Source organism: Kluyvera sp. CHPC 1.2972 (genome assembly GCF_036759925.1).
GTDB lineage: Bacteria > Pseudomonadota > Gammaproteobacteria > Enterobacterales > Enterobacteriaceae > Kluyvera.
Map to the genome: position 1 here is coordinate 1 of NZ_JAPKIB010000044.1, position 600 is coordinate 600.

General features: G+C 50.8%; 1 rRNA gene. It reads right to left on the bottom strand.

The annotated features are described in order from the left end of the window. Window positions 1-456: ribosomal RNA gene (locus V6944_RS23280) — 16S ribosomal RNA — on the bottom strand; the annotation flags it as partial. Between the last annotated feature and the right edge of the window lie 144 nt (window positions 457-600).

Sequence of the window (600 nt, forward strand, 5' to 3'; positions counted from 1 at the left end):
AATGCCTTCCTCCTCGCTGAAAGTACTTTACAACCCGAAGGCCTTCTTCATACACGCGGCATGGCTGCATCAGGCTTGCGCCCATTGTGCAATATTCCCCACTGCTGCCTCCCGTAGGAGTCTGGACCGTGTCTCAGTTCCAGTGTGGCTGGTCATCCTCTCAGACCAGCTAGGGATCGTCGCCTTGGTGAGCCATTACCTCACCAACTAGCTAATCCCATCTGGGCACATCCGATGGTGTGAGGCCCGAAGGTCCCCCACTTTGGTCTTGCGACGTTATGCGGTATTAGCTACCGTTTCCAGTAGTTATCCCCCTCCATCGGGCAGTTTCCCAGACATTACTCACCCGTCCGCCACTCGTCACCCAAGAGCAAGCTCTCTGTGCTACCGTTCGACTTGCATGTGTTAGGCCTGCCGCCAGCGTTCAATCTGAGCCATGATCAAACTCTTCAATTTAAGTTTGATGCTCGTGAATTAAACTTCGTAATGAATTACGTGTTCACTCAGAGACTTGGTATTCATTTATCGTCTTGCGACGTTAAGAATCCGTATCTTCGAGTGCCCACACAGATTGTCTGATAAATTGTTAAAGAGCAGTGC